The 25553-nt window shown below is 27.1% G+C and carries 18 protein-coding genes and 1 pseudogene; 12 read left to right on the top strand and 7 right to left on the bottom strand.

The annotated features are described in order from the left end of the window. Positions 1 to 62 precede the first annotated feature (62 nt). Positions 63 to 1978, top strand: a pseudogene (locus CSGHG_RS01555) (bifunctional 4-hydroxy-3-methylbut-2-enyl diphosphate reductase/30S ribosomal protein S1). A gap of 112 nt (positions 1979 to 2090) precedes the next feature. Beyond that, positions 2091 to 2978 (top strand): GNAT family N-acetyltransferase, encoded by an 888-nt coding sequence (locus CSGHG_RS01550; protein WP_010292066.1) that lies wholly within the window; start codon positions 2091 to 2093, stop codon positions 2976 to 2978. Positions 2979 to 3007: 29 nt separating this feature from the next. Here CSGHG_RS01550 and CSGHG_RS01545 read toward each other — a convergent pair whose 3' ends face one another. From CSGHG_RS01545 to CSGHG_RS19535, 3 genes are read right to left on the bottom strand one after another with little or no spacing between them, the layout of a single operon-like run. Then, positions 3008 to 4204 (bottom strand): pyridoxal phosphate-dependent aminotransferase, encoded by a 1197-nt coding sequence (locus CSGHG_RS01545; RefSeq protein WP_010292064.1) that lies wholly within the window; start codon positions 4202 to 4204, stop codon positions 3008 to 3010. Between the two features lie 18 nt (positions 4205 to 4222). Beyond that, complete coding sequence (locus tag CSGHG_RS01540) at positions 4223 to 4411, bottom strand: hypothetical protein (RefSeq protein ID WP_010292063.1); 189 nt, start codon at positions 4409 to 4411, stop codon at positions 4223 to 4225. 48 nt (positions 4412 to 4459) lie between these two features. Next, on the bottom strand, positions 4460 to 5689 hold the full coding sequence (locus CSGHG_RS19535) for an aminotransferase-like domain-containing protein (protein ID WP_010292062.1): 1230 nt from the start codon (positions 5687 to 5689) through the stop codon (positions 4460 to 4462). Positions 5690 to 6355: 666 nt separating this feature from the next. Here CSGHG_RS19535 and miaB point away from each other — a divergent pair. From miaB to CSGHG_RS01500, 7 genes are all read left to right on the top strand, one after another. Beyond that, positions 6356 to 7681 (top strand): tRNA (N6-isopentenyl adenosine(37)-C2)-methylthiotransferase MiaB, encoded by a 1326-nt coding sequence (miaB, locus tag CSGHG_RS01530; RefSeq protein ID WP_010292061.1) that lies wholly within the window; start codon positions 6356 to 6358, stop codon positions 7679 to 7681. A gap of 70 nt (positions 7682 to 7751) precedes the next feature. Next, a complete protein-coding gene (gene mutS / locus CSGHG_RS01525; RefSeq protein WP_010292059.1) occupies positions 7752 to 10424 on the top strand; it encodes a DNA mismatch repair protein MutS in 2673 nt (890 codons plus the stop codon). Between the two features lie 39 nt (positions 10425 to 10463). Then, positions 10464 to 12386: a DNA mismatch repair endonuclease MutL gene (mutL, locus tag CSGHG_RS01520; protein WP_010292057.1), complete on the top strand. Its 1923-nt coding sequence runs from the start codon at positions 10464 to 10466 to the stop codon at positions 12384 to 12386. Between the two features lie 25 nt (positions 12387 to 12411). Further along, complete coding sequence (miaA, locus tag CSGHG_RS01515; RefSeq protein ID WP_010292055.1) at positions 12412 to 13356, top strand: tRNA (adenosine(37)-N6)-dimethylallyltransferase MiaA; 945 nt, start codon at positions 12412 to 12414, stop codon at positions 13354 to 13356. Between the two features lie 218 nt (positions 13357 to 13574). After that, complete coding sequence (gene hfq, locus CSGHG_RS01510) at positions 13575 to 13841, top strand: RNA chaperone Hfq (protein WP_010292053.1); 267 nt, start codon at positions 13575 to 13577, stop codon at positions 13839 to 13841. A gap of 174 nt (positions 13842 to 14015) precedes the next feature. Continuing rightward, the gene (locus CSGHG_RS01505) at positions 14016 to 14582 is read left to right on the top strand and encodes a hypothetical protein (RefSeq protein ID WP_010292051.1); all 567 of its coding nucleotides are present in this window, start codon (positions 14016 to 14018) and stop codon (positions 14580 to 14582) included. A 161-nt stretch (positions 14583 to 14743) separates the two neighbouring features. After that, the gene (locus tag CSGHG_RS01500) at positions 14744 to 16021 is read left to right on the top strand and encodes a methionine gamma-lyase family protein (RefSeq protein ID WP_010292049.1); all 1278 of its coding nucleotides are present in this window, start codon (positions 14744 to 14746) and stop codon (positions 16019 to 16021) included. A gap of 597 nt (positions 16022 to 16618) precedes the next feature. Here the strand turns inward: CSGHG_RS01500 and CSGHG_RS01495 are convergent. The 4 genes from CSGHG_RS01495 to CSGHG_RS01475 all read right to left on the bottom strand — a co-directional run bounded on the left by CSGHG_RS01495 (position 16619) and on the right by CSGHG_RS01475 (position 20433). Beyond that, on the bottom strand, positions 16619 to 17143 hold the full coding sequence (locus tag CSGHG_RS01495; RefSeq protein ID WP_026022177.1) for a DUF4489 domain-containing protein: 525 nt from the start codon (positions 17141 to 17143) through the stop codon (positions 16619 to 16621). A gap of 155 nt (positions 17144 to 17298) precedes the next feature. Continuing rightward, positions 17299 to 18102 (bottom strand): hypothetical protein, encoded by an 804-nt coding sequence (locus CSGHG_RS01490; protein ID WP_010292047.1) that lies wholly within the window; start codon positions 18100 to 18102, stop codon positions 17299 to 17301. Positions 18103 to 18949: 847 nt separating this feature from the next. Beyond that, positions 18950 to 19516: a DUF4489 domain-containing protein gene (locus CSGHG_RS01480; RefSeq protein ID WP_026022176.1), complete on the bottom strand. Its 567-nt coding sequence runs from the start codon at positions 19514 to 19516 to the stop codon at positions 18950 to 18952. A gap of 155 nt (positions 19517 to 19671) precedes the next feature. Beyond that, positions 19672 to 20433, bottom strand: a complete 762-nt coding sequence (locus CSGHG_RS01475) for a hypothetical protein (RefSeq protein WP_010292045.1) — start codon at positions 20431 to 20433, stop codon at positions 19672 to 19674. Positions 20434 to 20596: 163 nt separating this feature from the next. Between CSGHG_RS01475 and CSGHG_RS01470 the strand changes: the two genes are divergently transcribed. The 3 genes from CSGHG_RS01470 (at position 20597) to CSGHG_RS01460 (ending at position 25363) form a co-directional block, all read left to right on the top strand. After that, positions 20597 to 22102 (top strand): hypothetical protein, encoded by a 1506-nt coding sequence (locus tag CSGHG_RS01470; protein ID WP_010292044.1) that lies wholly within the window; start codon positions 20597 to 20599, stop codon positions 22100 to 22102. Positions 22103 to 22338: 236 nt separating this feature from the next. After that, a complete protein-coding gene (locus CSGHG_RS01465) occupies positions 22339 to 23850 on the top strand; it encodes a YncE family protein (protein ID WP_010292042.1) in 1512 nt (503 codons plus the stop codon). After that, the gene (locus tag CSGHG_RS01460; protein WP_010292039.1) at positions 23843 to 25363 is read left to right on the top strand and encodes a hypothetical protein; all 1521 of its coding nucleotides are present in this window, start codon (positions 23843 to 23845) and stop codon (positions 25361 to 25363) included. The genes CSGHG_RS01465 and CSGHG_RS01460 overlap by 8 nt, the downstream gene beginning before the upstream one ends. Positions 25364 to 25553 lie beyond the last annotated feature (190 nt).

The following is a 25553-nucleotide window of genomic DNA, read 5'->3' as shown; positions in this document are numbered from 1 at the left end:
AATAATGAAATTACAAAGGAAAAAATAGTATAAGTAGGAAACCTACATTAAGGTGGTGGGCTATGAAAGAAATATTTTTAGCGGATAAAGCGGGATTTTGTTTTGGTGTAAAAAGAGCTGTTGATACGGCCCTAAATAAAAAAAAGAGTACGAAAAAAACATATATACGCTTGGACCATTAATACATAATAATGATGTAGTAAATTTATTAAAAGAAAACAATATATATCATATAGATATTGACCAAGTAGATACTTTAAATGAAGAAGATATAATAATAATAAGATCACATGGAGTGTCAAAAAGTGTGCTGGAAAATCTTAAGTCAAAAGGATTAACAGTAGTGGATGCTACATGTCCATATGTTACTAAAATACAGATGGAAGTAAGGAAATATTTTGAGTTAGGATATGGAATATTAATTGTAGGTGATAAAAATCATCCAGAGGTTATAGGTATCAATGGATGGTGTGATAATACTGCAATAATATCTAAAGGTGATGATTTATTAGAAAATCTTCCAAGGAAAATATGTGTAGTATCACAAACTACAGAAAAACAATCTAATTGGAAAAAGGTTTTAGAAAAGGTTGTATCAAGTTCTAAGGAAATAATAGCATTAAATACTATTTGTAATGCTACAGAAGTAAGACAAAAATCAGCAGAAGATATATCTAAAAAAGTAGAGGCTATGGTTGTAATTGGTGGATATAATAGCTCTAATACAACTAAACTTTATGAGATATGTAAGAAAAATTGTGAAAACACAATACATGTAGAAAATGCCAGTGAAATACCACAGGATTTTTATAACAATATAAATAGGATTGGCATCACAGCTGGGGCATCAACACCAGACTGGATAATCAAGGAGGCTATGTTAAAAATGAAAAATGAAGTTAATGAAAATGAAATGTTAGAGTATGAAAAGTATATGAATACAGATATGGAAATAAGAGTAGGTGGAATAGTTAAAGGAGAAATTTTCAAGGTTAATGAAAATGAAGCTTACTTAACAATACGTGGAGCTAAAAATGAAGGATATCTTCCCAAAAGTGAAGTTACTAGAGATGAAGACGCTAAATTAAATGAAATATTAACTGTAGGCGATGAAATAGAAGCTAAAATAATAAGAGTTAAGAACAATGATGGATATATAGTTGTTTCAAAAACTGAAATTGAAAGAGAAGGCGTTCAAAAAGAATTAGAGGAAATATACAATAATAACGAACAAATAAATGTTAAGATTGTAGAAGTTGTAAAAGGTGGAGTTATAGCTACATATAAAGGAATAAAAGTATTTATACCAGCATCACATCTTTCACTTTCAAGAGTTAATGATTTAGCATCATTTAAAGGTGATGAAGTTACAGTCAAATTAATAGAATTTGAAAAACGCGGAAGAATCATTAAAAAAATGGTAGCATCAAGAAGAGCTTTACTTCAACAAGAAAAAGATATGCAAGAAGTAGAAACTTGGAATAATTTAGAGAAAGATACAGTGATTGAAGGAACAGTAAGAAGATTATCAACATTTGGTGCATTTGTTGAAGTTGGTGGAGTAGATGGATTACTTCATATATCAGAAATGTCTTGGAATAAAGTTTCAAATCCTAAGGATGTTGTTAAAATAGGAGAAACTATAAAAGTATATGTTTTAGATGTGGATAAAGAAAATAAAAAACTTGCATTAAGCTTAAAAAAATTACAAGAAAATCCTTGGTCAAGAGTAAATGAAAAATATCCAGTAGGAAATGTTGTACTTGGAAAAGTTGTTAGATTTGCAGATTTTGGTGCTTTCGTTGAATTAGAGCCAGGTGTAGATGGTTTAGTTCATATTTCACAAATAAGTCAATCTAAAGTAGATAGACCAAGTTCAGTTTTAAAAATTGGTGAAGAAGTTAAAGCTGTAATTTTAGAAGCAGATGAAGAAAAGAAAAGAATTTCTTTAAGCATTAAAGCAGTAGACGAAATGTAATATAAAATGCATGGCTTTGGCCATGTATTTTATTTGCATATAATTATAGTTTAATTAATAATATAGTTTTAGAGGGTATTATTAATTTTTGAAAGAGGCATCATAAATAATTATGTATAGGTATGAATTTTTAAATTTAATAAATTTAAAAGATTTTAGACGATTAGCAAGTAAAGACTATGAATTTACTAAATTACATCATAAATTCTTAGATGAATATGAGAAACTTCCTTTTATTATGAAGCTTTTTCGTTATAAAAATATTTTACTTTTAAAAGAAAATGAAAAATATGTAGGATATATGTGGGTTACCAGATATGAATTTAAAAGTTATAAGATAAATAGAATAATTCTTGAAAATAATTGTGATATTAAGTTATATACTGGTTTTTTTAATAAGTTTCCAGTAGGTGCTTATTTTGAAATAGAAGGAACCTTTGAACAAGAGGAATTGATTATGTTAGAAAAACTAGGTTTTAAAAAATTTGAATTATTATATGAAATGAAAAAGGAAATTTTACAAGAATATAACATTTCATTAGAAGAGAATCTTCAATTGAAATTATTTGAAAAGGGAAAAGATGAGGAATTAAGAAAAAACATACAAAATAAAATTTTTAAAGCAAAAGGTAGAGCTGACATTGAAGTTTGTGATATAGTTTTTGAAGAAAACCAAGAATATTATATAGAAAATGCCTCTTATTTTTTAATGTATAAAGATGAAGCTATTGGATATGGGCAACTTATAAAAGAGTATGAAAACTTGTATATTGTTAATTTAGGAGTGATACCAGAATTTAGGGGAAAAGGATATAGTAGGTTTATATTGAGAAAGCTTATAAATATAGCTATAGATATGGGATACAAAGATGTTTTTTTAAAATGTAATGAAAAAAATATTGCAGCTTTAACATTATATAAAAAACATGAATTTGAAGTTGTATCAAGGTATAAAATGTTAGGTTTTACAAAGACTAATAAAGAAAAAGAGATAATTTGATTAAAAACAAATTATCTCTTTTTATATAATTATTTATTAAGCTTATTGTATTCTTCAATACCTAATGCAAGGATGTCCATTGCATTTGAAATATCATCACAGTTTAAACAATAAGAAAGTCTTACTTCGTTTTTACCTAGTCCAGCAGTTGAGTAAAAACCTTCAGCTGGAGCAACCATAACTGTTTTACCATTATGATTAAAGTCGCAAAGCATGAATTTTGTGAATTTTTCACCATCATCTATTGGTAATTTAGCCATAATATAAAAAGCTCCATTTGGTTTTTCACATACTATATTAGGAATCTTACAAAGTTTTTCATACATTACATTTCTTCTTTTTTCATATTCCTTTTTAACCTTATCAAAATACTCTTTAGGAGTATTGATTAAATTAGCAGCAGCTAATTGTTCTATAGTTGGAACACAAAGTCTTGCTTGACAAATTTTTAAAATTTGTTTTATAAGATCTTTATTTTTAGAAGCAACTAAACCAATTCTAGCCCCGCAAGCACTGTAACGTTTGGAAATACTATCTATTAATATAACTCTATCTAAAGCATCTTCCATATAAAGTGCAGATGTATATTTATCATCACCATAAACAAATTCTCTATACACTTCATCAGAGATAAGATAGATATCGTTTTCTTTTGCTATATCAGCAAGCATTCTGATTTCTTCTTTAGTATATACAACTCCAGTTGGATTTCCAGGATTTGAAATCATAATTGCTTTAGTTTTACTATTAATTTTTTTTACTATATCCTCTTTTTTAGGTAAGTGGAATCCATTTTCAGCAGTTGTTAAAAATGGTACAACATTAACTCCTGTCACTTGAGCAAAACCATTGTAGTTAGCATAAAATGGTTCAGGAATTATTATTTCATCACCAACATCAGCTATAGCCATAAAAGCTAAAGATATAGCTTCAGAGCCTCCAGCAGTTATTAATAGTTCATCATAATCAAAGTCTATGTCCCATTCTTTATAATATTTTCTGAAACTATTTATTGTATTATCCAATCCTTGAGATTGTGCATATTTTAAGACAGGTTCATTAAATTCTTTAACAGCTTCAATGAAAGTACTAGGAGTTTCGATATCAGGTTGACCAATATTAAGGTGGTAAACATGGATACCTCTTTTTTTAGCTTCTGTAGCATAAGGTACTAATTTACGGATTGATGAATAATTCATTTTTTGAATACGATTTGAAAATCTCATTAATTTAATCCTCCAATTTTAAAAAAGATTATTTTGATCAGTTAAATTATTATCAACAATATCAGTAAAAGAGTTAGCGTAAGTTTTTACATCAAAAACAGATGTATTTCTAAACTTACCACTAAAATAACTTCTGTCAACGATACCATTATAGCACATATTTGTTAGTGTAGAACTGTTGTTGTTTGAATTTTTTACATTTTTCACAAAAATTCCTCCTTTTGTTCATATTATTCCCAAAAGGAGGAGTTATTATTAGTCTTCCTTAACTGCCGCTGTTTCCTCTAATGAGTTGCAATTACAATAGTATTTATCTAAAACGCTTCCAAGACGTTTTATTCCTTCAACTATTTTTTCTTCATTCATATTAGAATAGTTAAGTCTAAAGAAATTTTTCTTGCCACCATTAGGGAAGAAAGATCCACCAGGAACATAGGCTACTTTTTCTTTTAAAGCATCCTCCATTATAGCTTTTGCATCTAAACCTTCTTTAAGTTCAACCCAAGTAAATAGGCCACCTTCAGGTATTGTGAATTTAACTTCTTTTGGAAAGTAAGTTTTCATACTGTCAATCATTAAGTCTCTACGTTTTTTATAAACTTTTATAAGTGAAGCAATATGTTCATCAAGACTATACTTTTCCATATATCTTGCAGCTATAACTTGGCTCAAAGTATTACATTGTAAATCTGCACCTTGCTTAATTAATATATATTTTTGAAGAATTTTAGTATCTGCAACTATCCATCCAAGCCTTAAACCAGGGCAGAATGTTTTTGAAAATGTACCAAGATTAATTACAAAGCCACTTTCATCAAATGCTTTTACGGCAGGCAATTTTTCATTATCATACCTCAATTCACCATAAGGACTATCCTCTATAACAGGTATTTCATATTTTGCAGCCAAAGCAGCTAAACGTTTTCTTCGTTCTAAAGACATTGTTATACCACTTGGGTTTTGAAAATCAGGGATAGTATAAATCATTTTTACATTGTCATTTTCTTTTATAGCTTTTTCAAGTTCTTCTATGATCATACCATCTTTATCCATTGATATTTCAATAAATTTAGGTTCATAGGCTTTGAAAGCGTTTATGGCACCTAAGTAACTAGGGCTTTCACAAATTATTACATCACCTTTATTTACAAAAAGTTTTGCTGAAAACTCTAAGCCTTGTTGAGAACCATTTGTTAGCATAATATTAGATATGTCACATTTAACTCCAGATGGAGCCATTCTTTCTTCAACAATTATTTTTCTAAGTGGAGCAAAACCTTCTGTTGTAGTATATTGAAGAGCAAAAGCCCCTTCATTAAATAATACTTCTTTAGCTATTTCTCCAATTTTTTCTTTTGGAAATAATTCTGGAGCAGGAAGACCACCTGCAAATGAAATTATTTCAGGTTGTTCTGTTAATTTTAAAAGTTCTCTTATTTCAGAAGCCTTAATATTAGACATTCTGTCAGAAAAATTTAAATTCATAATGCACCCCCCAATAAATAAAAAGCCTGAATTTAAAAAATATAAAAAACTTTATAAAAATTCTAAATATTCTATTATAGTTTAATTATATATCAAATATTATTTTTTTCAAGGAGTTATTCTTTTATAATTATGTATATATTAATAAAACATAATTATGCTTAATTTATAAATTAAGGAAAAGTTTTTGAAGGTATTCTATAAAAATTAAAATTATTATTAAAAATATATTAAGGAATATAAAATTATATTTTAAAATGTAAGAAAAAAAGTTTACACCAATTCAAAGGAAAACCTTTTTAAATTACTTGTTTTTATAAATGATTAATTTAAAAAATGGAAAAATTATAACTTTATATTTTTATATTTTAAGAAAATATTTATAAAAAATCATTTACAACATCTTTTAATGGTTAAAAATTTAACAAACTCATTAAAATAACATAATAAAAAGCATAAAAAATTTAAAATAGATTTTTCTAAAAATAATTAATTTTAAGACATATAAAAATAACTGGTAATAGATGATAAAAAACTTTAATTATGTCACTAAATTATATATAATTAGATAATAATTAGATACTTAAATTAACACATTTTTATTTTAAAAGGAAAAGTTTATGATAATATAAAAATGGTTATAATTTTACAAAGGAGAATGAAGGAATGAATAAAAAATTAAAATATTTTATAGAAACTTGGGGTTGTCAAATGAATGAAGAGGACTCTGAAAAACTATCTGGTGGATTAAAGCCATTAGGACATGAAAGAACCGATAAAAAAGAGGAAGCAGATGTTATAGTATATAATACTTGTTGTGTTAGAGAAAATGCAGAACAAAAGGTAGAAGGTAACTTAGGGGCTCTTAAAAAGCTTAAAAAAGAAAAACCTGAAACTGTAATAGCTATAACAGGTTGTATGATGCAACAAGAAGGAATGGCGGAAAGTATAATAAAGAAGTTTCCATATGTTGATATTATAATAGGTACACACAATGCTTATAAATTTAATGAATATTTAAGTAGAGCATTAGGTGGAGAAAGACCAATAGTTGAAGTTTGGAATAAAGAAGATGATATAATAGAAGGTCAACCTATAGATAGAGCAAGTAGTATAAAAGGTTTTGTTACTATAATGTATGGATGTAACAATTTCTGTACATATTGTATAGTACCTCATGTTAGAGGAAGAGAAAGAAGCAGACAACCAGAGCAAATAGAAAATGAAATAAGGGCTATGGTTAAAGAGGGATATAAAGAAATAACTTTATTAGGTCAAAATGTAAACTCATATGGTAAAGGATTAGAACCAGAAATAAACTTTGCTAAATTATTAAGAAGAATTAATGAAATAGAAGGTTTAGAAAGAGTGAAATTTATGACATCTCATCCAAAAGATTTAAGTGATGAAGTTATAGAAGCAATAGCAGAATGTGATAAACTATGCGAATGCATACACTTACCGGTTCAATCAGGGTCATCTAGAATTTTAAAGAAAATGAATAGACATTATGACAGAGAACAATATATGGAACTTATAAGAAAAATAAAAGAAAGAATACCAAATGTAGCGTTAACTACTGATATAATAGTTGGTTTCCCAGGTGAAACAGAGGAAGATTTTGAAGAAACATTAAGCTTAGTTAAGGAAGTTGAATATGATTCAGCATTCACATTCTTATATTCTAAAAGAAAAGGAACACCAGCAGATTTAATGTTAGATCAAGTACCAGAAGAAGCTAAAAAAGCAAGGTTTAATAGACTTGTAGAAGCTGTAAATGAAATATCTGCTAAAAAGAATAAAGCTTATGATCAACAGGTTGTTGAGGTTTTAGTTGAAGGACTTAGCAAAAACGATGAAAGTAAGTTATCAGGAAGAACAAGAACAGGTAAACTTGTGAATTTTGCTGGAAATAAAGAAAATATAGGAAAACTTGTTAATGTTAAAATAATAAAGGCACAATCATTCTCGTTAGTTGGGGAAGAAGTATAAAAAAGAGCGACATTGTCGCTTTTTTTATACTTTATAAGTTTGGATAAAAGTTAATAAGGAGGATCAAGTTATGGCATTAACGCCGATGATGAAGCAATACTTTAGTGTGAAGGATAAATGTAAAGATGCAATAGTCTTTTTTAGATTAGGAGATTTTTATGAAATGTTTTTTGAAGATGCAAAACTTGTATCTAAAGAATTGGAATTAACTCTTACTGGAAGAGACTGTGGGCTTGAAGAAAGAGCTCCAATGTGTGGTGTACCGTTCCATTCTGCAGAAACATATATTGGTAGATTGGTAGCTAAAGGATATAAAGTTGCCATATGTGAACAGGTAGAAGATCCAGCAGTTGCAAAAGGCATAGTAAAAAGAGATGTAGTGAAAATATTAACTCCTGGTACTTATACTGAAGGTGGTTTTTTAGAAGATCGAAAAAATAATTTTTTAATGGGAATTTCTATTTTACAAGATAATTGTGCTGTATCATTTTGTGATGTTTCAACAGGAGAATTTTATTGTAGTGATTTTAAATATGATAAAACAATAATTTTAGATGAAATTGCAAAATTTAATCCTAAAGAAATAGTTTTATCTACAAGTATTACTAAAGATTTAGTTTTTGATATAAATGATAGATTTGAAGTTTCAATATCATATTTAGATGATAAGTATTTTAATACAGAAGACATTAAAGTAACAGAACAGTTTAGAAATTTTAATGATATACAAATGAACAAAGTGTTATTAACTGCAATAAATGGTCTTTTAAATTACATTATAGAAACTCAAAAGGTAAAAATGTCACATATAGATATAATTGAAAGCTATAACATAAATGACTATTTAGTTATAGATGGAAGTTCAAGAAGAAACTTAGAAATAACAGAAAGTTTAAGAGATAAAAATAAAAAAGGATCTTTATTATGGGTTTTAGATAAAACAAGCACTGCAATGGGGGGCCGTAGACTAAGAAATTGGGTAGATCAACCTCTTGTGGATAAAGAAAAAATAGTTTTGAGACAGGATGCAATTGAAGAACTTGTAAAAAATATATCTAAAGAAGAAGATTTAAAAGATGCATTAAAAGAAGTATATGATATAGAAAGACTGGTAGGTAAAATTAGCTCAAAGAGTATAAATGCAAAAGAACTTATTTCATTAAAGAATTCTATTGAGAAAATACCTACAATAAAACAAGTTTTAACAAATTTTAAAAGTAATTTGCTTTTAAAGGTATTAAATGAATTAGATGATTTAAAAGACATTTATGAAATATTAGACAAGTCAATAACTGATAATCCAGCTATTTCTGTAAAAGAAGGAAACATAATAAAAGATGGATTTGATGAGAGGATAGATGATTTTAGAAATTCAAAACGTTGCGGGAAACAATGGATTGCTAACTTAGAAAGTACAGAAAAAGAAGAAACTGGCATAAGGTCTCTAAAAGTAGGATATAATAAAGTTTTTGGTTATTATATAGAAATAACCAAAGCAAACTTAGCATTGGTACCAGAAGGTAGATATATAAGAAAACAGACATTATCTAACGCAGAACGTTTTATAACTCCAGAATTAAAAGAAATGGAAGAAAAAATATTAGGTGCTGAAGATAAGCTTATGTCATTGGAGTATGAAATATTTGTAGATATACGTGATATGGTTGAAAATCATGTGGATAGAATGAAAATATCATCTAAACTTATATCAGAATTAGATTGTCTATGTTCTTTAGCTAGAGTTGCAAGAGAAAATGGATATATAAAACCTAATATTAATACTAAAGGAATATTAAAAATTGAAGATGGAAGACATCCTGTGGTTGAGAAAATGTTAGATGTAAATGAGTTTGTAGCTAATGATACTAAGTTAGATACTAAAAATAATCAATTACTATTAATAACAGGGCCTAATATGGCGGGTAAATCCACATATATGAGACAAGTTGCACTAATAACATTGATGGCTCAAATAGGGAGTTTTGTTCCAGCTAAATTTGCAGATATATCTATTTGTGATAAAATTTTTACAAGAATAGGGGCCTCCGATGATTTAGCTGGTGGGAAAAGTACTTTTATGGTAGAAATGTGGGAAGTTTCTAATATTCTTAGAAATGCTACAAATAAAAGCTTAATATTATTAGATGAAGTAGGAAGAGGTACTAGTACTTATGATGGATTAAGTATTGCGTGGTCTGTTATAGAATATATTTGTAAAAACTCAAATATGAAATGCAAAACTTTATTTGCTACACATTATCATGAATTAACAAAATTAGAAGGAATGGTAGAGGGTGTTAGAAATTACTCTATAGCAGTAAAAGAAATTGATAACTCTATAATCTTTTTAAGAAAAATTATAGAAGGTGGGGCAGATGAGTCTTATGGTATAGAGGTTGCAAAGCTTGCTGGTATACCGGAAATTGTTATAGATAGAGCAAGGGAAATTCTATGCAAATTAGAATGTGATAATAAAGAAAAAGATAAAGATGTAATTTTAGAAATAAATGATAAAGGATATAAGGAAGAAAAAGAAGTAGTAGAAGAAATTCCTTGTAAAGAAGTTGCTATAGATAAACTAAAAAAGGAAGAAGATTCTATTGCTGAGCAATTAGGATTTTTGCAAACTGTTGAAAACAATGAACTTATAGAAGAAATAAAAAATATTGATTTATTAAATATGACAATAATTGAATGTGTAAATAAATTAAATGAATTAATTATAAAAGCAAAAAAATTATAAAGATTTCAATCATTAGATTTAATAATAGGAGGTGAATTTATGAAAAGAATAAATGTTTTGGATAAAGCTACAACTAATAAAATAGCAGCAGGAGAAGTAGTAGAGAGAGCAAGTTCAGTTGTTAAAGAATTAATTGAAAATAGTATAGATGCTAACAGTAGCAACATAACAATTGAAATTGAAGATAGTGGTAATAAGCTTATAAGGATATGCGATGATGGATATGGGATATATAAAGAAGATATAGAAAAAGCTTTTATGCCACATGCTACAAGTAAAATAAAAGAACTTGATGATATATATAAGATAAATAGTTTTGGATTTAGAGGAGAAGCATTGGCTAGTATAGCTGCTGTTTCAAAAGTTAAATTAAAGAGTAAAACAAAAGAAGATGATTTTGGTGTAGAAATAATAATAAATGGTGGAGAGAAAAAAAGCCTTTTAGATGCACCTTCTAATGACGGTACTCTTATAGAAGTTAAGGATTTATTTTATAATGTTCCAGCAAGACAAAAATTTTTAAAATCTCCGCAAAGAGAGTCTTCATTAATTTCTGATTTAGTATTAAGATTAGCACTTGCAAATTATGGAGTATCATTCAAACTTATTAATAACGGTAAAAATGTAATAACAACTTATGGAACTGAAAATATAGAAGATACTATAAGAATTTTATATGGTAAACAAGTAAGTGAAAATATAATTTCTTTTGAAAGTCATAATGACATAGCATCTGTATATGGATATATAGGAAATAGTGAAATAAGTAGAGGAAGTAGAAATAGACAAAGTATTTTTGTAAATAAGAGGCTTATAAAAAGCAGTACTATAACAGCAGCAGTTGAAAATGCATTTAAGTCCTTCCTTACAGTAAACAAATTTCCGTTTTTTGTATTATTCTTAGATATATTTCCAGAATACATTGATCCCAATGTACATCCATCTAAAGCTGAAATAAAATTTTATGATGAAAGAAGTATATTTAAGTTAGTTTTTAATGCAGTTCATCAGGCTTTAAGAGAGTATTTAAGAGAATCTTTTGAAGTAGATGAAGAAGTTAATTTAAAAGAATTAGAAAAAGTAGAAGAAATTCCAAAAGTAGAATATAAACAAGAAAGTATACATAAGGATTTTTTTCAAAATAATATAGATTTAAACAAGATTAAGTTAGAAACTTTACCAGTGGATTTAAAAAATAATGATATAGAGATTAATATGGTAAAAGAGGATAAAGAGGAATTTAAAGGAAAAACTACGTTAAATGCCTATATAAATGATGCTGAAGATAAAATAGAAACTGTTAATAATAATTATGTAAAATATAATGAAGAAATAAATCTAAAAAAAAGTACTCCTATTTGCAATGAAAAATTAATTTCTAAATTTCCACCTATCAGAATAATAGGGCAATTTAATAACACTTATATAGTAGGTGAATGTAATAAGGAACTTATTTTAATAGATCAGCATGCTGCTCATGAAAAATATCTTTTTGAAAAATATAAAAAATCTATAGAAAATTTATCAGTAGTTAGTCAATTGTTAATTACTCCTATAATATTAGAATTAAGCTTTGATGAATATCCATATTACGAAGAAAATAGGGAGGTTTTTATAAAAGCTGGATTTAATATTGAAGAGTTTGGCAATAATACAATAAGTATTAGAGAGGTTCCAATGTTTTTAGGTAAGCCGGATTTTAAAACATTATTTTATGATATTTTAGATGATCTTAAAAACATGGGAACTGGAAATACTGTAGATATAAAATATAATAAGATTGCAACACTAGCATGTAAGGCCGCTGTAAAAGCTAATGATAAGTTGACTATAAAAGAGATGGAAAAACTTTTAGAAGATTTAAGATATATGGATGATCCATTTACTTGTCCGCATGGTAGACCTACAACTATAAAAATGACATTAACGGAGATTGAAAAAAAATTTAAGAGAATACAATAATACATTATAGGTTTGGGTGAGGTATATGAAAAATTTATTAATTATTGCAGGACCTACTGCAGTTGGAAAAACAGAAATATCTATAAAGCTTGCTAAAGAAATTAATGGGGAGATAATTTCCTGTGATTCTATGCAAATTTATAAAGATATGGATATAGGTTCAGCTAAAATTTTAGAAGATGAAATGGATGGAGTGCCACATTATCTTATAGATATTATAGAACCTAATGAGGAATTTAGTGTTGCTGCATTTAAGGAAAATGCAGAGAATATCATAGAAGATATTGATAAAAGAGGAAAAGTTCCTATGGTTGTAGGGGGAACTGGTCTTTATATAAACTCATTAATATTTAATTATAGTTTTGGAGACACAAGTAAGGATGAGGGATATAGAAAAGAATTAGAGAAAGTTGCTAATGAGAAAGGAAAAGATTACGTTCATAATATGTTAAAGGACATAGATATTGAAAGTTATGAAAAGCTGTATCCTAATGATTTAAAAAGAGTTATAAGAGCTTTGGAGATATATAAGGTTACAGGGAAAACAATGAGCAAGTATTTATCAGAACAAAATATATATGATATACCTTATAATGTTCATTACTATGTTTTAAATATGAATCGCGAAAATTTATATGAAAGAATTAACAAAAGAGTAGACATAATGATGGAGAATGGTCTTTTAGATGAAGTAAAGAAATTAAAAGATAAAGGATATACAAAAGATATGCAGTCTATGAAAGGTATAGGGTATAAAGAATTACTTTTATACTTAGATGGAGAGATTTCATTAGAATGTGCGGTTAATATGATAAAACAATTTAGTAGAAATTATGCAAAAAGACAATTAACTTGGTTTAGGAAAGATAAAAGAGTAGTATGGATTGATAAAGATAATTTTACTAATGATGAAGAAATTGTAAATTTTATAAAAAATGATTTTAAAAAAAGAGAATTGTGTAATAATTAATATAACAATAGAATAAAATAGGAAGGATTTTCCTGAGTAATATAGAATAATATACAAGGAAGCTTTCTAAATTTTAGAATACATTATTGTTGATTAAAACCAAAACTATGGTAGATATGTACAGTTAATAGTTAACTGAAAGACTAATTGGTACATTTGTGTTTATCTATAATAAATAGTGAAAATTGGGGTATTTAAAAACTATGGAGGTGCTTAAAATGAGTAAATCAACAAATAATTTACAAGATATATTTTTAAATGGTGCAAGAAAGAACAGAATTCCTGTTACAATTCATTTAACTAACGGATTTCAAATAAAAGGAAATGTAAATGGGTTTGATAGTTTTACAGTTGTTTTATTTTCAGAAGGAAAACAAATGCTAATATACAAACATGCAATATCTACAATAACTCCTGCAAAGGCTATATTATTTAACAATAACAACAATAATAATGAGAATAAAGAATCTCAACATGAATTTTAAAATTAATTAAATTATTTTTAGGTTAAGGATTTAAATATAATTTTATTGAAATTATTTAAAAAAACTCGGCAAAATAGCTGAGTTTTTTTATTTGTAATAATAATAGGAAAGGCTTGTGAATATATTATTACAAGAACAATTTATTACTTATTATTATGGAGGGAGAGAATTAAGATGAGTAAGAAATCTCAAATATTACAGTCTTTCAAGGAAGGCAAAAGTATAGAAGAAATAATATCTCTTGGGTTTGAAGGAAAATATGTTAAAAAAATTATTAATCAATATAAAAAAGAAAATGATTTAAAAGTGAATTTAGCAGAAAAAGAAGAGATTCATGAAGATATAAAGGATGAATTAAAAGAAGATTTAGGATTTGAGTTTGATGAATCTGTAGAGCAAATACAATGTGAAATTTTAAATACGTCTCAAAAAGATTTAAGAGAAGTTATGGAGTTTTTAAACAAAAATACAGATAAAATAAAAGAAATAAATTTAAATATTATTTTAAATGGGAATAATGAGTGTGAGGATTATATAAAGACAGAGACTGATGAGTCATATAATCCTATAGATCAAATTAAAAGTGCTGGGGAAGAAAAAGTACGAGAGTACTTATCAAAATTAGATATAAAGGAATTAAAAGAAGTAATGAAAAAATATACACCGGACCCTAAGAAAATAGCAAATAAATGGAAAAATAAAGAAAAAATAATTAACTTTATAGTTGAAAAATCAAAATAAAAATTAGAATTACATCATAAGTGTTTAATTTTATAGTAAATTGTATGGAGGTGGAGATTAAAGCGCTACACCTCATTTTCTTTGTTTTATTATAGGATTTGATTATTGTTTTTTACTATGGTAGTATTATGATGTTAATTAAGTAATAAGGAGAGAACATAATGTTAGACATAACTAAAGATTTTTTAATTAAAAGTTTCAATATAAATCAGGAAATATTCGAATTATCGCAAAAAGCATTAGAAGATGTTAAAGGTGAATTTGAAAAACTAGATGAAATAAAAGAATATAATCAAATGAAAGTTTTAAATGCATTACAAGAAGAAAGAATCAGTGAGATGCACTTTACAAATTCTTCAGGATATGGATATGGAGATATAGGAAGAGATGCTTTAGATAAAGTTTATGCCAAGATATTTAATACAGAAGCAGCACTTGTAAGACCACATTTTGTTAATGGAACTCATGCTATAGGAGCAGCATTATTTGGTAATTTAAGACCTAATGATACTATGCTTAGTGTTTGCGGATCACCTTATGATACGTTACATAATATAATAGGAATTAGTGGTGAAGAAAATATAGGTTCACTTAGAGAATATGGTGTTAAGTATAAACAAATAGAATTAAAAAATAATAAAGTTGACATAGAACTTATGAAAACTACAATTAAGGAAGATAGTAGTATAAAACTTGTACATATTCAAAGATCCACAGGTTATGGTTGGAGAAATTCATTATTAGTAAATGAAATAAAAGTTATAATAGAAGCTGTAAAAGAAATAAACCCAGAGGTTATATGCTTTGTCGATAACTGTTATGGAGAATTTATTCAAACTATAGAACCAACAGATGTTGGAGCAGATTTGGTAGCTGGTTCTCTTATAAAAAATATAGGTGGAGGAATTGCACCTACTGGAGGATATATAGCTGGTAAAGAAAATTATGTAAATCAAGCAGCTTATAGATTGACAATACCAGGAATTGGTGGAGAATGTGGTTCTACATTTGGTGTTATGAGAAGCTTATTCCAAGGATTATTTTTAGCACCGCATATAGCTATAGAAGCAGTTAAAGGAGCTATATTTTGTGCAAGAATAATGGAACTTTCAGGTTTTGAAGTGTTACCTAAATATAATGATGAAAGAAGCGATATAATACAGGCAATAAAATTTAATGACAAAGAAAAGTTAATAAAATTCTGTAAGGGAATTCAAAAAGGTTCTCCAGTAGATTCGCATGTTGAATGTGAACCATGGGATATGCCTGGATATACTGATCAGGTAATTATGGCGGCTGGTGCTTTCATACAAGGATCTTCTATTGAACTTTCAGCAGATGCACCAATAAGAGAGCCATATATTGCATATCTACAAGGTGGATTAACTTTTGAACATGCTAAAACAGGAATATTAATAGCTTTATCTAAAATGATGTAAAAATAAAGCAAATTTAATCGCTACAATTTTTGTTGTATAGATTTCAGAGTGTCGAAAAGTCGACACTCTTTATTTTTTGCAAAAATATAGGGAAACAAGCTCCAATTCAAATTTATTCAATAACTTTAAAATATTTTCACACGAGATACAGTGTTAAATTTTAAGTTATTCGGATCATATCTCACTATTTAGGTATCCAAGTTTTGGAACAGATAATTTTAAAAGTCAACTTGGAACCCTATAACTTGGGTGATAAATTATGATAACAGTAAAAAATAAATACAATAGATAACAAATAGAGTCTAATAGTATGGCTTAATCAATTCCTAGAAATTATTTAGTAAGAAAGATTAAAGCTGCAATAGAGTCTAATTTTATCTTAATAAATAAAATACCTAAATATTAAAATAGACTGTATCAAATTGAGTTAAAAACTCTAATTTAATACAGTCACCAAGCAGTTAAATAAATTATTAAATATATAAATCTATGAAGAATTAGTTGCATTAAATTTATACATAAGAATCTGAAGAGGCCAGTCACACTAATTGTGTGTTATACCACTTTAGATATAAAAACTAATTACTTTATTTATTATTAGCAACAGTTACTTGAATTACAAGTTGTTATTGCTCCAAGTGTTGCGTTGTTTATGCTAAGAGTACCAACAGTAACTGCACTAGTAACAGTTGCAACTACAGTATAGGTACAACATTCATCAAAGCAAGAATTACAGTCACAAACGAAGAATGAGAATGTTTGTGATGTAAGTAATGCTACTAACTCAAATGTCCATGCAGGTCCAACAGGAATAGGTGCAAATTGACCTTTACAAAGTTTAAATACTTGGAAGTTTATAACTCCTGTGAAAGCAACTGGAGCAACAAGATTACTTGCAAATTCTAGTTTTGTAATAGGATTACATAAACAAGAATTATTTAAAGTAATAGAACTAACTGTAAATGTTGTGCCAGCTACAGTAGCATCAGGAATTGTAGTTGCACTAGGAGTTCCACATTTTATAATAGTTGGACATGGATTATTTTCTTTCTTAGAACAATTATGGTTATCAGTATAATGTTTATGATTATCATTACAACAATTTTTTGACATTGAATTCATAAATGAACCCTCCTTTAATTTAGATAAATTTAATTAGAAATTACTAAATGGCAAATTAAATTGCGTAGTAATTTTTGATGTTTTTCCTATATTATATAAGTATTATAGGAAAGTGGTGATGATAATCTTTTAACGTCATTTTACTAATTATAATATTAATCATCACAGTCACAATCGCAATGGCAATCACAATCGCAATCACAATCACAATCACAATCTGGGAATAAAGGCTCTAAATTTTGATCTGGATAGAACTTAGGAATTGGAGCTTTTTCAAATCTTTCACATGGATTTTCTTCAGGCTCTTTTTCACATGGTTCTTTTGGAACTGGACAGTAGCCATAAGTAGGAATTAGAAGTTGTACAATAAGCTCACATTTTACAACGATGTAGTAGCCTAAAGTAATATCCAAAACATCATTACAGTTCTCATCTTTTAGTAATCTACCATCTAGAGCGTTAGCAACCATTTCAAGTTTTATTATATTAGAATCTAAATCTTCAGCATTTTGAATAGGCATAAAGCTAGCAGAAATTTGAGCTATAGAATCAGGACAATAAAATTTTCCAATTACATCTGTTCTATTAATTTCAAACAATTCACATTGATTCATACCGTTTGCATCAATGTAATCTGAATAGAAAGAAATTCTGTAAGAAATAACTAGTTTTTTAAAGCCTGGTTTCCCTATAAGCGGAATTTTTTCTACTGAAAGCAATGTTAAATTAAAATCTCTACTATTAATATATATCTTTGGATTTATTAATGGATTACTTCTTAATTCACAATCTGTTGTATTTGTATCAGAACCTGCACAGTATACAAGACATCTTTTTATTAAGCATTGATCAAAAATTTTAGGTACTTCAATGCATACTAATTCAGAAGGGTCTGGTAAACAACCTTGTTTATTTACAAGACCGGGACGTGGTGAAAATTTCCTCAAGTTAATGGACATACATTCTCCTCCTCTTTAAAAATATAATAAATATAAGTTTATTTATTGCTTATAATGTATTATATGTTAAAAAATAAAAGTTGTGAAAAATAGTTTTTTGTTTTACAGAAGGGCATAATAAGTGTTTGCTAAGAATATAATTTTATAAAGGGTGAGGATGTATCTATAGATATGTGGTGATTATAACTAAAACTTCAATGTATATGATATATATGTTGCTAACAAGAAATTGCTCTAAAAGAATCCAAAAAATAAATAATTGTATGTAGCTAAAAATTTTATATATCTAAGAAAGAATATCTTAAAAATATAGCAACTTTGAAGGAAATTATTCTAAGAATTAATAGGTGAATTCAAGTTAAAGGTGTTTTTAGGGGGGGTAAAAAAGAATATGGTTTTAGAAGATTTATTATGTGTGGAAATATTAAGGTTATAACTAAGTTTTTATTAATGATATTTAAATACAATGTTAATAAGTTATATAATAAAACTCTTCAGAAATCCAATGGTAAGCTAGTTCATAAAAAGCCATATTCGTAATAAAACTTAAATTATGGATAAATATTTTTACCCTATATTTTGTTGTACCTCAAAATTCACCGTTTAAAATTAAATACATAAAACTCCATGGATAAAATATGGAAATATTAAAATAGACTGTATTAAATTGAGTTAAGCACTCTAATCTAATACAGCCACCAAACAGTTAAATAAATTATTAATTAGATAAATTTATCAAGAATTAGTTGCATTAAATTTATACATCAAGATTTGAAGAGGTAAGTAACACTATTGTGTGTTACACCTACTCTAGATATAAAAAATTAATTATCTTCTTACTTGATTATTAGCAACAATTACCTGAATTACATGTTGTTATTGCTCCAAGTGTTGCGTTGTTTATGCTAAGAGTACCAACAGTAACTGGACTAGTAACAGTTGCAACTACAGTATAGGTACAGCATTCATCAAAGCAAGAATTACAGTCACAAACGAAGAATGAGAATGTTTGTGATGCAAGTAATGCTACTAACTCAAATGTCCATGCAGGTCCAACAGGAATAGGTGCAAATTGACCTTTACAAAGTTTAAATACTTGGAAGTTTATAACTCCTGTGAAAGCAACTGGAGCAACAAGATTACTTGCAAACTCTAGTTTTGTAATAGGATTACATAAACAAGAATTATTTAAAGTAACAGAACTAACTGTAAAACTTGTTCCAGCTACTGTAGCAACAGGAATTGTAGTTGCACTAGGAGTTCCACATTTTATAATAGTTGGACATGGTCTATCTTCTTTTTTACAACAATTATGGTTATCATTACAACAATTATGGTTATCATTACAACAATTATGGTTGTGATTACAACACTTATGGTTATCGGTACAACAGTTTTTTGACATTGAATTCATAAATGAACCCTCCTTTAATTAGATAAATTTAATTAGAAATTACTATATGCAAATTAATTCATATATAGTAATTTTTAATACTTCTCCTATAATATATGATTATTATAGGAGAATGGTGATGATAATGTATTGATTTCATTTTACTAATTATATTTTCAATAATTGTCATCGCAATCTGGGAATAAAGGCTCTAAATTTTGATCTGGATAGAACTTAGGAATTGGAGCTTTTTCAAATCTTGCACATGGATTTTCTTCAGGCTCTTCTGCACATGGTTCTTTTGGAACTGGACAGTAGCCATAAGCAGGAACTAAAAGTTGTACAATAAGCTCACATTTTACAACGATGTAGTACCCTAAAGTAATATCTAAAACATCGTTACAGTTCTCATCTTTTAATAGTTGACCATCTAGAGCGGTAGCAACCATTTCAAGTTTTATTATATTAGAATCTAAATCTTCAGCATTTTGAACTGGTACAGTACTAGCAGAAATTTGAGCTATAGAATCAGGACAGTAAAATTTACCAATTACATCTGTTCTATTAATTTCAAAAAATTCACATTGATTGACACCATTTTCATCAATATAATCTGAATAGAAAGAAATTTTGTAAGAAATAACTAGTTTTTTAAATCCTGGCTTTCCTATAAGTGGAATCTTATCTACTGAAGTTAATTCTAAATTAAAATCTCTACTATTAATATATCTCTTTGGATTTGTTAATGGATTACTTCTTAAATCACAATCTGTCATATTCGTGTCATGACCTTGACCATATACAAGACATCTTTTTATTAAGCATTGATCGAAGATTTTAGGCACTTCAATACAGACTAATTCAGAAGGATCTGGTAAACGTCCCTGTTTATTTACAAGACCGGGACGTGGTGAAAAATTCCTCAAGTTAATGGACATAAATTCTCCTCCTCTTCAAAAAAATATAGTAAATATAAATTTTTTTATTGTTTATAATATATTGTATGTTAAGCAATAAAAGTTGTGAAAAATAATTTTTTATTTTACAGAAGGGCATAATAAGTTTTTACTAAAAATATAATTCTATAAAGGGGGGAGTGAAATGAGTAGTATATATCCATGGATATATGTTGATTATGCAAATAATATATGGAAGTTTTCTGAAAATGATAATAAAGAATTAGTTTATAAAATTATGTATGGAGAAGGAAAATGGACAAAAGAAAGTCTTATTGATAGAGATGTACTAGGGTTTGCTGTGTATGTAGAGGAAGATGAAACGATACATATAGTCTACAGCAATATTAAAGGAGAATTAAAATACTGTACCATGAAGGATAAACAATGGGTAGGAAAGATTCTCTATAAAATACAAATTGATGAGTTTGAAATACAAAACTTAAAAGTTGAAATTAGTGGAGATAATATGCATATTTTCTATTTATTGGTAGATGATGATGATAGTGATGGTAGTGATCATGGAGTGTTAATGCATTGCATATGGAATGGAAGAGAAACTAGAAGTACTACATTGCAGGATATTATGTTAGTACCTAATTTAAGAGAACACTACTTAATAAATGTAAATGAAAATAATAATATTGATATGTTTTTTATTACTGATGAAGGTGATGAGATATCCTTAAACTATTATAGCTTTGAAAATCTTAAATGGGGTTCTGTAAATAGGCTTTATGGCATTCAAGGTGATGATATAGGATTTGAAGTACTAAGAGATCAAGAAGAGATTCATATATTAAATAAGTCTAGAGAAGAGTCTATAAATTTTCTTGATCACGTTTATATAGATATAACTGGAAATATCCAAGAATTCAGAGTTCATGAAAGTAATGATAAATTAGAGGAACCTTTATTATTTATTAAAAATAAAAAGTTGTATTCTTGTTGGATAGAGCAAGGCAAGATTTTTTACACAGTTTTTAATGATGGAAAGTGGAGTAGTGCATGCTACTTTGATAGAGGAGATGAACTTGCAGTAAGTAGATATAATTGTTTTATTCGTATTGATGATAAGAGTTCAATTAAATCAATGGGGGTCTATGGAACTAATGAGTTAGATTTGCGCTTATTGATTCCAAGTTGGTTTGTAGTAGATAATAAGGATTTGTTGAAATGTGACGAGATAGATAAAGTTAACACAGATACACCATATGAAGAAAAAACAGTTAAAAACTTAAAACTTGAATTATCTAGGATAGCATCAGAGAAGATGAGTTTAGAAAGAAAAATTGATTCCTTAAAGATACAATTACAAAAGAAGCAAAGATTTATGAAAGATTATGAAGAAAAAATTGTAAAAGTATTAGAACAAAAACATAAAGTGGAAGAAAATTATAATATATTCTTGGAATTGCAACAGAAGACTCAAAAAGACTTAGAGGATATAAATCAGCAGCTATTGGAAGAAAGAGAGATTAAAACAAGTATTGAAAGTGAATTAGAAGAATTTAAAGAAGAAAATATAGTAATCAAACAACAAATTAAGATGATAAGTGAAGAAAAGGAAAAATTGCATAAAGAACTTGAACTTGAAAAGAATCAATCCATTATGGAGAGATTATTAGGAAAAAGATCAAGTGAAATATAGAATGACTTTTAAGATTTTAGGATATACAATAAAAAAGTAGAGAATTATTATAATTTGAATTAAAAAATAATATGTATCCTACTACGGTATATAGGATTGTAAGATAAGAAAAAAATGAGAACTATGAATTAGTTGAAAAGATCTGCTTAACCAGATCTTTTCATATTTTTTATTGAATAATAAGCACTCATAAAGCATATTCTTTAGTATAAGTAATTGAGGGGGAGAGCGACTTTATGATTGATAAAGGAAAAAAGACAATTTATTATGTATCAAATTTAGGTACAGGCATGGTGTCTATTATTGATGCAGAAAATTATTCTATTATAAAGGAAATTGAAATAGGTCCAAGGCCACAAAATATCATAGTAGATGAAAAAAACAATGTGTATATAGCCAGTGATAGAAATAGTAAAGTCACGCTCATTAATGACTTATATGATTCTAATAAAACATGGCATATGCCTAATAATGGTAATATACAGGTGGATTCAATTACTCAGAATATTTATGTTTGCGATACTGAAGAGGTATGTATTTATAGTTTAAAAACTGGTGAAAAGATTGAATGCTTAACAGGTTTTATTGCTGCAGATAGCTTAAAACTTGATAAGGACAAGAAAAAATTATTTGTGTTGGATATTTTACAAAATGAAATAAAAGTTTATGATACATCAGATTTTAATTTAATTAAGAAATACAAAGATGTTGGCACTTCACCTAATTATATTCTCATATCGGAAAATGAAAAGGAGATTTATATTTCTAACAAAGGAGTTAAGAGATTGAATTATACAAGTAATATTTCCGTATTAGATATTGAAAGTGGAGGTATTTCATATATACATTTAGAAAAGGGATCTGCTATTACTGCCTTGGAGCAGGATGAAAAAATTTTATATGTAGCAAATAGTGGATTACATAGAATAGATGTTATAAATATATTTAAAAAAGAATGTGTAGCAACAATAAAAACAACTCTAACAGAATTACAAAGACTTCAATTATCTCCTGATAAAAAGAAATTACTTGTAACTAGTAGAAGTAATGATGGAAAGGGAGTAATTGATATAATAGATACGTCTAGTAACACTATTGTAGATACATTTACATTTAAACAAAAGAATAGTATTCCGTATGATATTGGAGTGGTTAGTCAGGGTGAATTTGAGGTACAAGATGAATCTTTTATTTTTACAAATTCAGAAGATAAATTGAAACAAAAAAATGAAACTACAATACTTGTTAAAAAAGTTTTATCAAACTATCAAGAAAAGATAATTTTCCCTGAAGTGTCAGTTAATATATCTTTAGAAGAAACAGAAATTATAAATATAGAAGAAATTATATTTAAAAAATGTGAAGTTATAAATGAAACAAAAAATAGAAGTGTTATAGATGATAGAAAAGATTATTCAATAATAGAATATAATTTTTATATCCCATATTGCATAGAATGTATTGACAAACAACAACGAAAATATACTATTGAAGGAAAATTGGAGGGAATTCAGAAAGCTACATTATATATACCTGCTTATGTGGAGCAGCAGGGAGTAGAATTTGTAATCAATTCTTTTGCTAAATTGACAAGTATTCCGATTATTATTAATAAGAATTTGAAATTTGATGTTAGTGTTTTAATTTCAACAAAAGCAATTGTGGATGAAATAGTAGTTATTCCATTTTGTAAGGACTGTAAGATGTGGCAAAGGGAAGATGAAAAAATGAGGGAAAATAATGATTAACGAAAAATACGATTGTTATTTCATTAAGCAAAAAGATAATACAATCCTAAAATTTTCTTATGATAGTGAAAAAGGGGTATATTATCAAATATTTATAAAACATAACTGGTCCGATAAGAAGAGTATTTATAAAGAAAGTTTAAAATACTTCTATGTATTAGAGGAGTGCAATGGGAAAATTAATGTTTTCTGTCAGGATATTTGTGGTGATATTATTTTATGCACATTAGAAGGGATAAAATGGAATTATAAAACACTTCTTCATATGAAGTATGATTCAATTATGCCTATATATATTAGAGCATTCTTTCATTTAAATCATATTCATTTGTTATATAACATAATAGATAAACATACTTATTCAGAAGTACTAGTTCACCAAATTACTGAAAATGGAGTGAATCTAGGTAATCCACAAGTAATTAATAAGTTAGATTATTGCAATAAAACTCCATATTTTATTTATGAAGATTCTAAATCAAATTTATTATTATTAAACACTATGTTAGATGGGAGATATAAATTAACTTCTAGAAATTTTCATATTATTGAAAAGCGATGGGGAAAGCAAGAAGTTATATATACATCATTATTACCTTACGTAGATTTTACTTTTTGCGCAGAGGAAAGCAGAAATCATTATCTGTTTATTACTCAAGATAATGAGAGTAATACAGTAATTTATCAGTATAAAGAAATAGGATTACAAAAAAATGTTATACTGTTTCAATGTGAAAAGATTGACTCTTGTGTATTAATAATATTAAAGGGTGCATTATGGGCTTTGTGGATTTGTGATGACGATCTTTATGGATGTTTTTCTAAAAATCATGGAAAAAATTTTAGTAATCCAAGGGTATATAAGCATTTTGAGAATGAAGTGCCTATAAAGGTATTTTACCAAGAAAATTTAGAAGATAGAAAAGATAAAAATTGTTTCTATGAGATATACGCAATTAGTGTAAATGGACAAGAACAAATGTTCTTGCAAGAACTTTTAGAAAATTCAATGAAAATACAAGAGGATGATAAAGGTGATTTAGATGATACGGGAGAGGATTTAGATTATAAAATGGTAGAACTAAAAGATTATTTTACAAAAATAGAAATACTTAAAATGGAAAAAGAACAATCTCAAGCAAAATTAAAAATTGTAGAAGAAGAATTGAAAAGATTGAATAAAGCTATAAAGTATGAAAAAAATCAAGCAATAAAGTTTAAATATCAATTTTATAAGGAAAAAGAGAAGGGTAAGATATATATTAATGATAATGATAAATTAAAAGAAAAAAATAGATATTTAGAGAACAAGCTATTATTAAAGGATAAAGAAAAAATATCTATTGAAGAAAAATTAGTTGAAAAAGAAAACGAAAATGAAATTTTAAAAAAGCAAATAAATCTTATGGAGATTCAAAATTTATCTAATTCAGAAAAGCTTATAAATGAAAGTAATAATGAAAAATCTACACAAGTAAAATTTTCTTTCACTAAATGGTTATTTGAGGATTAAATAAAAAATAAATGAAAATAAAAGGACGTAGCATATATTTTATATAAGGAAGAATTTTTATTTTAGTTTAATAATTTATTAATTTATATAAATATGAGTAAAATTCAATATATAAAAATATATTGAAGATAAAATAATAATAACTCAATATTTAAAAAGCTGTAATCTCTAAAACTTTTATTGTAGAGAT

The sequence above is a fragment of the Clostridium senegalense JC122 genome, assembly GCF_000285575.1.
GTDB classification, from domain to species: Bacteria; Bacillota; Clostridia; order Clostridiales; family Clostridiaceae; genus Clostridium_J; species Clostridium_J senegalense.
The sequence above is the reverse complement of the archived record's forward strand: the minus strand, read 5'-3'. Positions and strand labels throughout refer to the sequence as shown.